Annotated in this window: 10 protein-coding genes; 4 read left to right on the top strand and 6 right to left on the bottom strand. The window is 42.1% G+C overall.

The window, feature by feature from the left end:
- Positions 1 to 59: 59 nt before the first annotated feature.
- Positions 60 to 1,616 (bottom strand): ATP-binding protein, encoded by a 1,557-nt coding sequence (locus NQ505_RS12375; protein ID WP_009000640.1) that lies wholly within the window; start codon positions 1,614 to 1,616, stop codon positions 60 to 62.
- A 170-nt stretch (positions 1,617 to 1,786) separates the two neighbouring features.
- Positions 1,787 to 1,963: a histone H1 gene (locus NQ505_RS12370; protein ID WP_004301965.1), complete on the bottom strand. Its 177-nt coding sequence runs from the start codon at positions 1,961 to 1,963 to the stop codon at positions 1,787 to 1,789.
- Between the two features lie 147 nt (positions 1,964 to 2,110).
- Here NQ505_RS12370 and NQ505_RS12365 point away from each other — a divergent pair, with 147 nt between their 5' ends.
- The 4 genes from NQ505_RS12365 to NQ505_RS12350 all read left to right on the top strand — a co-directional run bounded on the left by NQ505_RS12365 (position 2,111) and on the right by NQ505_RS12350 (position 7,302).
- Entirely contained in the window at positions 2,111 to 2,758 is a 648-nt protein-coding gene (locus NQ505_RS12365; RefSeq protein ID WP_009000639.1) for a helix-turn-helix domain-containing protein, read from the top strand.
- Positions 2,759 to 2,791: 33 nt separating this feature from the next.
- Positions 2,792 to 4,180, top strand: coding sequence for an alanine/glycine:cation symporter family protein (locus tag NQ505_RS12360; RefSeq protein ID WP_009000638.1), 1,389 nt, complete (start codon positions 2,792 to 2,794; stop codon positions 4,178 to 4,180).
- Between the two features lie 112 nt (positions 4,181 to 4,292).
- A complete protein-coding gene (locus NQ505_RS12355) occupies positions 4,293 to 4,925 on the top strand; it encodes a hypothetical protein (protein WP_004301962.1) in 633 nt (210 codons plus the stop codon).
- 241 nt (positions 4,926 to 5,166) lie between these two features.
- Complete coding sequence (locus tag NQ505_RS12350) at positions 5,167 to 7,302, top strand: KamA family radical SAM protein (protein WP_009000637.1); 2,136 nt, start codon at positions 5,167 to 5,169, stop codon at positions 7,300 to 7,302.
- 99 nt (positions 7,303 to 7,401) lie between these two features.
- Here the strand turns inward: NQ505_RS12350 and NQ505_RS12345 are convergent, their stop codons facing one another.
- The 4 genes from NQ505_RS12345 to NQ505_RS12330 form a co-directional block, all read right to left on the bottom strand.
- Complete coding sequence (locus NQ505_RS12345; RefSeq protein WP_004301959.1) at positions 7,402 to 8,715, bottom strand: nucleobase:cation symporter-2 family protein; 1,314 nt, start codon at positions 8,713 to 8,715, stop codon at positions 7,402 to 7,404.
- Between the two features lie 115 nt (positions 8,716 to 8,830).
- Positions 8,831 to 9,538 (bottom strand): DUF5020 family protein, encoded by a 708-nt coding sequence (locus NQ505_RS12340; RefSeq protein ID WP_004325090.1) that lies wholly within the window; start codon positions 9,536 to 9,538, stop codon positions 8,831 to 8,833.
- Positions 9,539 to 9,611: 73 nt separating this feature from the next.
- Positions 9,612 to 11,207: a SusD/RagB family nutrient-binding outer membrane lipoprotein gene (locus NQ505_RS12335; RefSeq protein ID WP_009000636.1), complete on the bottom strand. Its 1,596-nt coding sequence runs from the start codon at positions 11,205 to 11,207 to the stop codon at positions 9,612 to 9,614.
- 15 nt (positions 11,208 to 11,222) lie between these two features.
- A complete protein-coding gene (locus NQ505_RS12330; RefSeq protein WP_032853833.1) occupies positions 11,223 to 14,351 on the bottom strand; it encodes a SusC/RagA family TonB-linked outer membrane protein in 3,129 nt (1,042 codons plus the stop codon).
- Between the last annotated feature and the right edge of the window lie 72 nt (positions 14,352 to 14,423).

The following is a 14,423-nucleotide window of genomic DNA, read 5'->3' as shown; positions in this document are numbered from 1 at the left end:
GATTCATTCAAACGAACCGCTTTTCATGCTATAAATAATTATTTCATTCTATATTAATATTACTCTGCTTCTACCATCCATTTCTCTATATTTCGTGTTGCTGAAGTAAAGTTCACTCCGATTTTAAATAGTTTACGTTCATCGTGTTCAAATGGCAATGCATAATGTTTTTCATTAATTTGCTGCAATGCTTCTTCTGCCGTACCATTCAACTTAAATTCCATAACATAAATGAATTTATCTGTTTGCAAGATTAGGTCAACACGTCCTTCACTCGTATGATATTCAGCCTTGACATAAAATCCGACTAACTTGAACACTATAAAAAGAACATTTTGATAATGCAACTCTAAGTCACGAACCAACTCATAGGGAGTATCAGCAAAGAAACTTTGCAAGCGACGGAAAAATGACTCATAATCTCCGGATTCTATTTCACGAACAAACTTTTGTATGGCAAATGAAGATTCCACTGCATTAGTATTAGCATAAAAAGGAAGTAGAAATTTAACAAAACCTTCCTCTACTTCACGATTAGGAAATCCCAAACGATAATTGCCAAAACGAGGATCATATCCTTTTATAGTAAGATAACCACTTTGATATATCACAGGGATTGGATTGTCGGAAGTCGAATCAATGCTATTTAAAACCTCGGCAGTCGTCTCTTCATGAGCCATGCGATGAAGATCATAATGATGTTTTTTCAACAGTTCCACCAAATAAGTAGGCGTACCCGTCTCGAACCAATAACTACTGAATTCCTGATATTTAAATGCATTCAAAAGGCTGAACGGATTGTATATACCAATAGAATTATGAGTGAAATGATAGCCATCATAGCACGCACGCAGTTCATTGCAAACGTCATCATACGATACCCCTCGAATTTCCGCCAATTCATGCAACTCACTCTCCAGATTATCATGAAGTTCTTGTTCACTGACACCGCAAATATCTACATAGATCTGACGCATCGATATGTCATCCAGATTATTCAAATCACTAAACACACTGACTTTACCGAATTTAGTAACCCCTGTCAGCATAGCAAACTTTATGTAACCGTCCATAGACTTCATTACACCATAGAAAGCCTTCAATGTATTCCGGTACTCTTCTTGCAACTCATCCCTACCGATTGCTTGCAGCATCGGCTTATCATACTCATCCACAAGAATCACAACACGCTCTCCCGTTTTCTCTGCTGCCATACGGATCAGGGTAACAAAGCGGTCGTCTATCGTTTCATCTTTCGAACATGAACCATATTGCGCTTCATATACAAGCAACTGCCGGTCTACAAGACGAATTAAATCATCTACTGTATCGAATTTCTTTGCATTCAAGTCTAAATGAATGACGGGGTATTTTATCCAATCTTTCTCTAGCTTTCCCATTGCCAACCCTTCGAAAAGTTCTTTCTTTCCTGAAAAATAAGATTCGAGAGTAGAAAGTAGCAAGCTCTTACCAAAACGGCGCGGACGGCTAAGAAAATAATATCCACCTGTTTTTACCATTTGGTAAATCAGCGCAGTCTTATCAATATAGAAATAACCGTCGTTACGGATTTTCTCAAAGTTCTGTATGCCGATAGGATAAATCTTATTACTCATATATTCATATATTTGGGATTGCTACATACAAAGATACACCTTTCTACTTAAATAATTGCCACTATCCATACTAAAACAATTAAAAGTCATTCCGCATTAAAACAGAAAGAGGGCATATCGCTTACGATATGCCCTCTCTTTTTTCTGATATCTTAGTAGTCTTCTAACTATTATTTCTTAGAAGCTTCCAAAGATGCTTTACGGAATTCTTTCATTGCTTTTTCGATTTCCAAAGAAGCCTTACGAGCACGAGTTCCTGCTGCTTTGTTACCGTTTTCGATCTGTGCGTTAGCATCTTTTGAGAAGTCAGCATAAAGAGCTGCTACCTTTTCTACCAATTCTTTCATAATCCTTTTATTTTTTTCGTTAATAATGTGCCGCAAAAATACACTGTTTCCCGAAATAAAAGCATAAAATCAATATTTTTTTTGAAATAATCTTCGAAAAATATCTAAAAAAGGGGCTTTTTACCTTTTTTACCTACCTTTGTAGCCATGAAACTGCTTACAGATACCGATTATATACATGCACTGATTGCTGAAGGAGAGCACCAGCAACAGGACTTTAAATTCGAAATTTCCGACGCACGCAAAATAGCCAAAACACTCTCGGCCTTTGCCAACACGGACGGAGGACGATTACTTATTGGCGTTAAAGACAATGGTAAAATTGCAGGAGTACGCTCCGAAGAAGAAAAATATATGATTGAAGCCGCCGCACAACTTTATTGCGTGCCGGAAGTGGAATATTCTCTGCAAACATACATAGTGGAAGGACGGCAAGTGTTAGTGGCAACCATCGAAGAGACTCCACATAAACCGGTTTACGCCAAGGACGAAACCGGAAAGCCCCTAGCCTATCTCCGCATCAAGGACGAAAATATTCTGGCAACTCCCATACATCTCCGTGTATGGCAACAGAGCGATAGCCCCCGTGGAGAATTCATCCGCTACACCGAACGTGAACAGCTCCTGCTCGATCAACTGGAGCACGGAACTTTACTCTCACTCAACCGTTACTGTCGACAAACCGGACTTTCACGACGTGCCGCTGAACATCTGCTCGCCAAATTTGTTCGTTATGATATTGTGGAACCTGTATTCGAAAATCATAAATTTTACTTCCGAATAAAAGACGAATAACCACAAACAATGCTTTATACTTAATACTTAACTATGACTTTTATCAACGAGATTAATGACATACTTTGGACGTATATTCTAATTATTATGTTATTAGGATGTGCTGTCTGGTTCAGCATACGGACACGCTTTGTACAATTTCGCATGATCCGGGAAATGATCGTGCTATTAAGCGAATCCGCCGGCAAAGGAAAACAGGGAGAGAAACATGTATCTTCTTTTCAGGCATTCGCTATTTCTATCGCCAGTCGTGTGGGTACGGGGAATCTTGCGGGAGTGGCTACTGCCATTGCCATCGGAGGTCCCGGGGCTATTTTCTGGATGTGGGTCATCGCACTGTTAGGGGCTTCGAGTGCTTTCATAGAGTCTACTTTGGGACAATTATACAAAATACGCGGAAAGGATTCGTTCATCGGAGGACCTGCTTATTATATGAAGAAAGGGTTGAAACAACCGTGGATGGGAATGCTTTTTGCCGTATTAATAAGCATTACTTTCGGGTTTGCTTTCAATTCTGTACAGAGTAATACGATCTGTGCTGCGGCAGAGCATGCTTTTGGGTTCAATCATATTATATTGGGAGGTGTGCTGACTTTGCTGACATTGCTTATCATCTTTGGAGGTATTCAACGCATTGCCCGCGTCAGCAGTATTATCGTGCCTGTTATGGCTTTGGGATATGTAGGGCTGGCACTGGTTATTGTTGCACTCAATATCACTCATTTACCGGGTGTTATCGCACTGATTGTCAGCCATGCTTTCGGTTGGGAGCAGGCATTGGCAGGAGGAGTTGGTATGGCATTAATGCAGGGCATCAAGAGAGGACTTTTCAGCAATGAGGCCGGTATGGGTTCGGCCCCGAATGCGGCTGCCACGGCTCATGTCAGCCATCCCGTAAAACAAGGGTTGATACAGACTTTGGCGGTATTTACAGATACATTACTGATATGTACCTGTACGGCTTTTATCATCCTCTTTAGTGGGGTTCCTCTGGATGGTTCGGCTAATGGAGTGCAGCTGACTCAACAGGCGTTGACAAACAAAATAGGTTCTTCGGGCAGTATCTTCGTTGCCGTAGCTCTTTTCTTTTTTGCTTTCAGCAGTATTCTGGGGAATTATTATTATGGTGAGGCTAATATCCGTTTTATCACTCACCGGAAATGGGTACTTCATGGTTACAGGATATTGGTGGGTGGTATGGTACTCTTCGGTTCACTTGCCACATTGGATATGGTATGGAGCCTGGCAGATGTCACGATGGGGTTAATGGCTATCTGTAATCTGATCGCTATCCTTTTCCTCGGAAAATATGCTATCCGCCTGCTAAATGATTACCGCGCGCAAAAGAAAGCTGGCATCCAAAGTCCTGTTTTTAAGAAAGAGACAATGCCGGACATCGAAAAGGACTTGGAATGTTGGTGAAAACCAACTGTTTTTGTACCTTTGCACGCAAATTGACAGATGGTAGTTATGTTATATACCTTCCACACGCTCAAAATAGTAAATTGTAAATAATAAAATTGTAGAGATAACAATGGGCTTATTTGGTTTATTCAAGAAAAAATCCGATGAAACGAAAGTCGGCAATGTAGAAGATTTCATATCACTGACCCGGGTATATTTCCAGTCAGTTATCGCCACAAACCTCGGTATCACTAATATCCGCTTCTTGCCGGATGTAGCTAACTTCAAACGTTTGTTTAAAGTTCCTACTCAAAACGGTAAACTGGGATTGGCCGAAAAGTCTGCTGCACGCAAAATGCTGATGCAGGATTATGGGTTGAACGAGAACTTCTTTAAGGAAATCGACTCTTCCGTGAAACGTAACTGCCGCACTCAAAATGATATTCAATCTTATTTGTTCATGTATCAGGGATTTTCCAATGATCTGATGATGCTGATGGGAAATCTGATGCAGTGGAAGTTTCGTATGCCATCGATCTTTAAGAAGGCTTTGTATGGTATGACACAGAAAACGGTACACGATGTTTGTACCAAGACAGTGTGGAAGGCTGATGATGTGCATAAAACGGCTGCGACTGTCCGCCAGTACAAAGAGCGTTTGGGATACTCTGAACAGTGGATGACGGATTATGTGTATAATATTGTTCTTCTTGCCAAGAAGGAGCCGAAACGGAAGAATGACGACACGGAAACGAAAAAATAAGTCGCTTTAAATGTTAGAAAATCGTAAAGATTAATAGGATAGAAAAAGCGGGGGTTTTGTACCTCCGCTTTTTTTGTTATCTTTATGTACTTTTTTCTTTTGTCTTGATACAAAAGAAAAGTACCAAAAAGAAAAAATCAAGGCTGCGCCTGCCCGGCTACTTGACGCCATGCAGACGAGGCCAGGGGGACCATGCGACGTGGTAGTATATTATAATAATTAAAAAATAGAGAGATTGCTTATGAAACAAAAGAAAATGCTTGCGCTTACTTTTTCACAGTTGAAACAAATCTATAATCAAGAAATTCCGGAAGTGGTGGAGATAGCTGATAAGAGCTCTTCTGCGGAAGAGTTCAAGGCTGGGATGCTGCGGTTTTTGGAAATTTGCGGGATAGAAAATGAGGCTGCGGAGGAGGCGAGGGAGCAAATTCGACTCTTACTCGATTATGATGGGCAGAATGTCCATGAACTGTCTACTGGACAGGATATGTCAGTACAGACGATTCGGTTGCTTTATGAGTTTCTGACGGGAACGTTGGAAAATATGGAGATGCCGACGGATTTGTTTATTGAAATTTTCCAGATGTTTAAACGGTTGAAGGGAGAGGTTGTGCCCTTACCATCGCCGCAACGTATCAAAAGTCGGAATGACCGGTGGGAAACGGGATTAGATGAAGAGGTACGTGAAGTGCGGGATGAGAATAAGGAGCGGATGTTGCACTTGCTGATTCAGAAGATTGAAAACAGGAAGTCGAAGCCTTCGGTGCGTTTTCACTTTGAGGAGGGAATGAGTTATGAAGAAAAATACAGGTTGGTCAATGAGTGGTGGAACGATTTCCGCTTTCATTTGGCAATGGCTGTGAAAAGTCCGGGCGAGTTGAATCGATTCCTGGGAAATTCACTTTCTTCAGAGACTATGTATTTGCTTTATCGTGCCCGGAAGAAGGGTATGCCGTTCTTTGCAACTCCTTATTATTTATCGTTGCTTAATGTAACGGGATATGGGTATAATGACGAGGCTATTCGGAGTTATATTCTGTATTCTCCACGTTTGGTGGAGACGTATGGAAATATTCGCGCGTGGGAGAAAGAGGATATTGTAGAAGCCGGGAAGCCTAATGCTGCGGGATGGCTTTTGCCGGACGGGCATAACATTCATCGTCGGTATCCGGAGGTGGCTATCCTCATTCCTGACACTATGGGACGGGCTTGCGGAGGACTTTGTGCTTCCTGTCAGCGTATGTATGATTTTCAGAGCGAGCGGTTGAATTTCGAATTTGAGTCATTACGCCCGAAAGAATCATGGGATCGTAAGTTGCGTCGGTTAATGGCTTATTTTGAAGAGGATACGCAGTTGCGGGATATTCTTATTACAGGAGGCGATGCGCTGATGAGTCAGAATAAAACGCTTCAGAATATTCTGGATGCGGTGTATCGGATGGCGGCACGCAAACAAAGGGCGAATCTTGAGCGCAAGGATGGAGAGAAATATGCGGAATTGCAACGGGTACGGTTGGGGTCACGTCTGTTGGCTTATTTGCCGATGCGTATCAATGACGGACTGGTTGATGTTCTGCGGGAATTCAAGGAGAAAGCATCGGCTATCGGTGTGAAACAGTTTATTATTCAGACTCATTTCCAGACACCGCTGGAGGTTACTCCTGAAGCTAAAGAAGCGATTCGGAAGATTCTTTCTGCGGGATGGATTATTACGAATCAGTTGGTATATACGGTGGCTGCTTCACGTCGAGGGCATACAACCCGGCTCCGTCAGGTGCTCAATTCGTTGGGGGTAGTATGTTATTACACTTTCTCGGTTAAAGGATTCAATGAGAATTATGCGGTATTTGCACCCAACAGTCGTTCAATGCAGGAACAACAGGAGGAAAAGATTTATGGCCGTATGACACCGGAACAGGCGGATGAGTTATATAAGATATTAGAGACAAAAGTGGGAATGGAAGAGGAGCCTAAAGAGGATGTTGCCAAGCAATTAAGACGCTTCATGAGAAAGCATCATTTACCTTTCCTTGCCACTGATCGCAGTGTTTTGAATTTACCGGCTATCGGTAAAAGCATGACTTTCCAGTTGGTGGGACTAACAGAAGAAGGAAAACGAATTCTACGCTTCGAACATGATGGCACTCGTCATCATAGCCCGATTATCGATCAGATGGGGCAGATTTATATTGTAGAGAATAAATCGCTAGCTGCTTACCTGCGCCAGTTAGCCAAGATGGGAGAAGATCCGGAAGACTATGCTTCTATCTGGAATTATACGAAAGGAGAAACCGAACCTCGTTTCAGTCTTTACGAGTATCCAGATTTCCCCTTCCGCACAACAGATAAAATGAGTAATTTAAGTATTAAGGAATAAGAAATAAATATTAGGTATTAAGTATTAATCGACAAATATCGAGCGTAAATCAGCTACTTCGGTGGTAATACCTAATACTTGATATTTAATACTTATTTTTCATTCTTTTACCCGTATTACTATATTTGCAATAATTGCAGTTAAGCCTCCGGTGGTGATTCCTGAAGAGAAGATACTTCGAATTGCTTCCGGAGTTTGTTGTAATACATCCGGCATTAATTCTACGCCCAAGCCTAAAGAAAGGCTGACCGCTAATACCAGAGTTTCTTTACGTCCAATTTCTTGTGAGGAGACAATACGGATTCCTGCAGCGGCTACCGTACCGAACATCAATAAAGTGGCACCGCCTAATACAGGATCAGGCATTAAAGAGAATACGGCACCGACGATGGGGAATAAACCTAAAAGGACGAGCATTGCTGCAATATAATAGCCGACATAACGGCTGGCTACTCCAGTCAGTTGAATAATACCGTTGTTTTGTGCAAAGATGGAGTTTGGAAAAGAGTTGAATACACCGGCGAGAAAGGAGTTGAATCCATCCGCCATTACTCCACCGGAAACCCGTTTCAAATAGGAATCTCCTTCAATGGGAAGTCCGGAAATCATAGAGTTGGCAGTCACATCGCCTGTTGCTTCGATTGCTGTGATTAGATAAACCAAGCCAATGGCTATGAAAGAAGATACATTGAAATCAACACCGTATTTGAAAGGTTGGGGAATATTAAAGCTCATCAGCATTTCCACATTCAACGAACTCATATCCACTTTTCCCAAAGCAAATGCCAAAGCATAACCAAGACAAAGTCCGAGCACAATGGAACTCATACGCAGGTATTTATTCCGGCAACGATTAAAAAACAAGACGCTAAGAAGCACCAATCCTGCAATGGACAGATTTTCCCAAGTGGCAAATGTACCGTTATCCATAGCCGCATATCCGCCTCCGCAAGATACAATACCGACCTTTATCAGGCTTAATCCGATCAGCAGTACAACAATACCGGATACCAACGGAGTAATAATATTGCGCAGATACTTGAATGTGCGGCTCACAATCATCTCGATAGGTGCGGCAGCCATACAGGAACCGAATATCAAAGGCAAACCACCCACTAATCCGGTGGCGATGATAGGGCCGATAAAAGAAAAACTGGTACCCTGAATGCAGAGTAACTTTGCTCCTATCGCACCAAAACGACGGCATTGTATGAAAGTTGATACTCCCGAAGCAAAAAGAGACATGGAAACCAGAAAGCTTGTCTTTTCCACATCCAGTTTCAAGGCACTCGCGATGATTAGCGGAGGTGTAATAATTGCTACGAAAATAGCCAGGAGATGTTGTAAAGCCGCAAACAGGGCGTCTTTAAAGGGGGGACGGTCTTCTACGCCGTAGATTAAATCAGTTTTCATTTAACAGGTTGTTCTATATATTTTTAACTTCCGCAAAGGGATAAACAGAGATTATTCTGAAGTCCGGCTTCTTTTAGTCCGACTTTTTTTAATTCTATTTCTTATAATCCGTTTTTTAGTTCAGCGTCCATTTCAGAGCGAGTGTCGGGATAACATAAAAGCCATCACGACCGCCGAAGTTATTACTCAATTCGACTTCGGAGCCAACACTAAGATTGAAATTTTTATTTACTCCTTTGATTTTGTTTAGGTTTACCCAGAATTGTGGTTCGGAGAGAAAGATAGTCTTTCCGTAGTTGGTTTCTTCACGCCACCAATCGGCAAAGCCGGAGAAAGTGAGCAGATTGCGGCAGAAATTTACGTACCACGTACCTGTCAGCTGGAAGTTGTTGGGCGATTGGTGTTTCTGAATATACTTATACATAGCAGTCAGCGTGAAGCCTTTGGAAAAGGAAGCATTATTAAAAGTGTAGGTAGCTCCTGCCAGATAAGCATTTTTATAAGACATGCCTTTCGATAATCCACCGTTATATTCAAGATGTGCAGAGAAAGGACCTTTCCAGAATTTTATCTCACGTGCTATTTCCCAATAAGCGGAAGCGACACCCTCGGAGGTGTAATCCATATCAACAAAGAAATAAGTGCTTCCCCAAGTATCAGGATGAAACTTCTCCACAGTGGAGGTGAACAGCGGGCGACCTTGCAAATCTTTATCATACAAAGAACGTCCGAAATCATAATGTAGCTGAATGTTTTGCGCCTGCAATCCCGGTATGCCAGAGAGCAACATACAGAGGAAAAGAGCAGAGATAATCTGTTTCATAAGTAAATGTGTTTAAATGAAGATGCAAAAATAGTTAAAGCTACACATATAAGCACATTACTTCTGTCTTTTTTTATTCCAGGTTATTATTTCCCGTATCCCACCAGAGTCTTGTACCTCCATGGTCATCTCCGCCTAAAGCCTCCATAAGAGCAGAATATTGCTCCGGGTCTTCCGTCTGCAATGTACCGGGGAAGTTTAGACGACGCACCATGATCTCCGTGTCAATACATCCGTTTCTGCTATGGTTGAATCGAACGGGAAATAAACGGGGATATCCTGTCCGCCTTTGTTCAGCCCAGGCTTCACAACCTTCCGGGAACATGGCAATCCACTTCTGCGTGATAATCTTCTCCAGTTTGGTCTCCTTATCATCCTGCGGATTCCATTTGGGAGTGACTTTACAACGGGCCTCTATATTATTTTCTTCATCATAAGTGTCTATAAAGCCGGAAGCTGTCAGCTCACTTTTCAGGTAATCCTCCACCCCATAAATTCCCCATTGATGAAAAGAGGTAGTTACGCCGTTCCGGTAACAAGCTTCTTCATCTTCATCAGTCCACCCGCGCAAAGCGGCTTCGGCACGCAGAAACCAGACTTCCGAAGCAGTCATCAGAGGCGCATCGGTGCTTTGCAGGACAAACAGCTTCGACAATCCGGAATAATGACTATGAGCAAAACATGTCCCTTGACGAATTCCACGATATTGTCCTTTCAAAGCTTCATCCGTACAGTGTTCGAAATAAGCTCCAAGACGAGGATCATCATATCCGACCAAGATTGATTCCATGTTAGCACTCATGTAAGTTTCATTCCACACACAGTTAAGTTCTCCCAATGGATTGGTATATCCGGATTTGGTAGAAACGATTGCTCCGCCTGTTTCCGCTTCAAAGAAGCCATAATCGTTTTCTTTTATTTTCTGTATTTCAGCACAAGCCTTATCGGGAGCAACAGAGGCAATACGCATTGCCAACCGCAAACGCAACGAATTGGCAAACTTCACCCAGGAAGCGTATTTCCCATCCAACAAAATATCAAAACGTGCAAATCCATTGGATTCCGGTTTCTCATCTATATAGTTGGTGAGAGCAACTACAGCAGAATCGAGTTCATTGAAAAACTCATAATAGACATCCTCTTGTTTATCCGGACGGTAATGTTTTTCGGCATTAGCAAAATTCTTATAAATGATAGGACCATAATAATCCGTCACACGATGCATCGCTTCCACCTTTAATATTTTCGTTATCCCGAACAGAGCAGGATGTGTATTTCGGGTAGCATTCTCCGACTGATATATCTGTGGGAAAATATAAGAATACATGTGTGTCCACATGGCGCTATTCCAGCCGTCCTGCATATTATAATCGGAATTATGCGAGCCCCCGTTCAGAGGTTTGCCGTCATGCATATACCCACTGAACATGTCCGCGTTCAGATTCTGTATCAGCTGGAAAGGCCAGTTCTTTCCTTTTCCGTAGTCGTAATTAAAATAAATACCTTGCTGAATAATTCCCAAACGGATTCCATAGCCATTGTCATCAATAATCAAGTCATCATCCGTGATACCGGACAAATCGGTATTGTAATCACGGAAGTTACCGGTACAAGCTACAGAAAACAGCAATAACCCCAACAAATATAGATATACAAATTTTCTCTTCATTTCTCTCTCTTGCCTTTAAAATTCACATTTCAGAGTAAAGCCCAGACTACGGGTCGTAGGCATTCCGAACACTTCAATTCCTTGATTATCATTTCCGGTAGAAAGTACCAGATCCGGATCAAAAGGAGCTTTCTTATACAAGAAACATAGATTGCGAGCTACAAACGAAAGCTGAACATCTTTCAGTACCTTCGTTTTCTGTATCCACTTCTTGGAGAAATTATAGCTCAATGATACTTCACGCAACCGTAAATTCGTAGCATCATACATATAATATTCCGTCACCCCGGCACGCCCGCCTACTATTTTATAGAATCCTTTCACATTGTCTATACGCTGACCGTCGAGCATTACATATCCCCTGTCACGCGCATCGGCCGTTATTTCAGATACTCCATAAAGATCCATTTCCGCCTGCGTCTGCGAAAGAACTTCGCCTCCGTAACGCCAATCAAGCAGAAAATAAATGGTGAAGCCTTTGTAAGAGAATGTATGGTCCCATCCCATCATAAAGACAGGGTTGGCATTGCCTACTTTCACCGTATTCCCATCGCCCTCCACCAATGGAAGTCCTTTATTATCACCCTCTGTTTCGTAGACGATATTGCCTGCATCATCACGCACAAAAGCCTTACCATAAATATCACCGATAGAACCGCCTTTAATAAGCTTCATGGCATAGCTGGAAGAAAAACTGGTAGGCCCGTAAATCATTTCTTTCAGATCTTCGTGCAACTTCACTATCTTATTCTTATTGGTAGAGAAGTTTACAGAAGTTTTCCAGTTGAAATCAGGAGTTAATACGGGAGTTCCATTCAGTGTCAATTCCCATCCTCGGTTCTGGATATTCCCGGCATTTACATATCGGTAAGCATACTTATCGCCTGCAAGTGCGGGAAGTTTGAAGAATTGATTATAAGTATTGGTACGATAATAAGTCAGATTAACCCCTAAACGGTGTTGAAAGAATCGCCATTCAGTTCCAAATTCGATGGCATGAGTCATTTCCGGCTCCATATCCTTAAAAGGTGCGGCATCATTCGCCTGTATCTCGCCACCGGCATTGATATGCGAAAAGGAATTAGTGATAAATGGAGGAATATCATTCCCTACTTTACTATAAGCGCCACGCAATTTAGCGAAAGAAACCCACTCGGGTAACTTCACCCATTTATCAAGCAGCATGGAAAGCCCTACAGAAGGATAAGCGAATCCGGATTTTTCATGTTTGGTATATGACAAGGTTGACGCCCAGTCATTACGGGCCGTCAAATCAAGAAATAGTTTTTCCTTATAACCGATCTGTGCCGTACCGAATATAGATTGCAACTGACGGCGTTGATCTATTCGCTGGTCAATACTGGCAGAGCTGTTCATAACGATATTGGCTATATTAAACACATTAGCAAACTTCAGAGATGCATTTTTCGAATCATATCGGGTAGAATTAACGACTTTATCATTTATACTACCACCAATCGCCGCATCCAACGTAAAATCGCCCCAGGTTTTCTTCACCATCGCCATGACATCACCATACATCTGCGTTTCCTGATAATCCATCTCAATATATCGTCCGTTCGCTCCACACAGGGCGGTGGCGGTAGACGCATAGAATTTCTGGCGTAACTTGTCCGCCCAGTAATCCATGTTTCCACGGGCTTGAATCGTCAGCCAGTCATTTACCTTAAAGTTTGCTGAAAGAGAAAGGATAACGCGCGTACGTGTTTCTTTACTTTGTATGCGGTTCGTTATCCAATATGGATTCTGTTCGAAGTCTTCGGTAAACGTATGCCAGTTCTGCACACCCAGTTTCCGTTCTTCGTCATAGGTTTCAAAATGATCTTTATAATAAGACAAATCCTCTCCACGAGGGAAACGGTAGAGCCCTACCAATGGATTCATATAGAAACCTCCCGATACCGGCTTATTCTCGACGGTTTGTTTCATGACATTCACACTACCGTCCAGTTTCAGACGTTTGTCGAACATAGTAGCCGTCTCACGCAAGTTTATATTATGCTTTTTCAGTTTATTCTTGTCGATTATCCCCTTTCCGGTAGTATTGGCATAAGAGAAATAAGTTTGCAGGTTTTCATTTCCATAACTGATAGATACGGAAGTCATCGATGTCAATCCGGTACGGAAGAAGTCATTCAGATTATCATAAGCCATCAGATTCTCTTTCTCGCCCCAACTGTCTACCACATCACTGACACCATAACGATTCTGCATTTTAGGCATACTGAATGCTTTCTCGAAAGTGAGTCCCGTAGAGAAATTTATATTCCTTTGCCCGGCAGAGTTTCCTTTTTTAGTCGTAATAAGAATCACTCCGTTAGCAGCCATGCTACCATATAAAGCCGCAGCAGGAGCACCTTTCAGGATACTGATGCTTTCCACATCTTCCGGATTCAGGTTAGAGATTCCGTCTCCTCCGTCACGATTCCCCGCATTCGCCGTACCACCAATAGCCGAATAAGCCTGTTCGGAAGAGGTGTTCGACATCGGCACTCCATCTATTACATAAAGCGGTTGATTATCACCGGATACAGAACGGATTCCCCGGAGACTGACTTTTGCAGAACCGCCCATACCGGAAGAGTTTTTGTTGATTTGCACACCGGCAGCTTTTCCTGCCAGGGCAGCAATCATATTTACTTCTTTGACACGGTTCAGTTCTTCTCCCTTGATTTTTTGCACAGAATAAGCCAATGTAGCTTCATCCTTTTCAAGTCCCAAGGCTGTTACGATGACATGTTCAAGCATCACCGCATCTTCCTGAAGACGTATTTCAAGCACATTCCGACCTGTCACATTGACTTCTACAGTCTTGTAACCTACAAAAGAAACTTGTAAGACAGCACTATCCGGTACAGACAAAAAGAATTTTCCATCAATATCGGTCACAGTACCATTAGTTCCCCCCTTCTCGCGTATTGTAGCACCGATCAGTGGTTCACCATAGATATCAATAACACGCCCTCTCACGGTATTATTATCAGAAGGAACTTCTATCGTCCCTCTTAACACTTGTTGCTCCGAAGCATAACAATTTCCTCCCTCCAGGAAAAATAGGCCCATTAAGAAGCAACTCACAAAAACTTCTTTTCTCAATGATATAATAAAATATTGTTTGTTCATCACGCCGCAAAAATAACTAATTATTTTAAATCTAGCATTTTTTCTCATTGATTTTGAAGGAAATAAACATTA

The sequence above is a fragment of the Bacteroides sp. D2 genome, assembly GCF_025147085.1.
Taxonomy (GTDB): domain Bacteria; phylum Bacteroidota; class Bacteroidia; order Bacteroidales; family Bacteroidaceae; genus Bacteroides.
Note: the sequence above shows the minus strand (reverse complement) of the source record. Positions and strands in the feature narration are given on the sequence as shown.

Bases quoted from the DNA above. Each gene is read 5' to 3' on its own strand.
- NQ505_RS12335 (WP_009000636.1), bottom strand. From the start codon at position 11,207: ATGAAGAGAAAATTTGTATATCTATATTTGTTGGGGTTATTGCTGTTT.
- NQ505_RS12340 (WP_004325090.1), bottom strand. From the start codon at position 9,538: ATGAAACAGATTATCTCTGCTCTTTTCCTCTGTATGTTGCTCTCTGGC.
- NQ505_RS12375 (WP_009000640.1), bottom strand. From the start codon at position 1,616: ATGAGTAATAAGATTTATCCTATCGGCATACAGAACTTTGAGAAAATC.
- NQ505_RS12330 (WP_032853833.1), bottom strand. From the start codon at position 14,351: ATGAACAAACAATATTTTATTATATCATTGAGAAAAGAAGTTTTTGTG.
- NQ505_RS12365 (WP_009000639.1), top strand. From the start codon at position 2,111: ATGAAACTGCTTACAGATACCGATTATATACATGCACTGATTGCTGAA.
- NQ505_RS12350 (WP_009000637.1), top strand. From the start codon at position 5,167: ATGAAACAAAAGAAAATGCTTGCGCTTACTTTTTCACAGTTGAAACAA.
- NQ505_RS12370 (WP_004301965.1), bottom strand. From the start codon at position 1,963: ATGAAAGAATTGGTAGAAAAGGTAGCAGCTCTTTATGCTGACTTCTCA.
- NQ505_RS12360 (WP_009000638.1), top strand. From the start codon at position 2,792: ATGACTTTTATCAACGAGATTAATGACATACTTTGGACGTATATTCTA.
- NQ505_RS12355 (WP_004301962.1), top strand. From the start codon at position 4,293: ATGGGCTTATTTGGTTTATTCAAGAAAAAATCCGATGAAACGAAAGTC.
- NQ505_RS12345 (WP_004301959.1), bottom strand. From the start codon at position 8,715: ATGAAAACTGATTTAATCTACGGCGTAGAAGACCGTCCCCCCTTTAAA.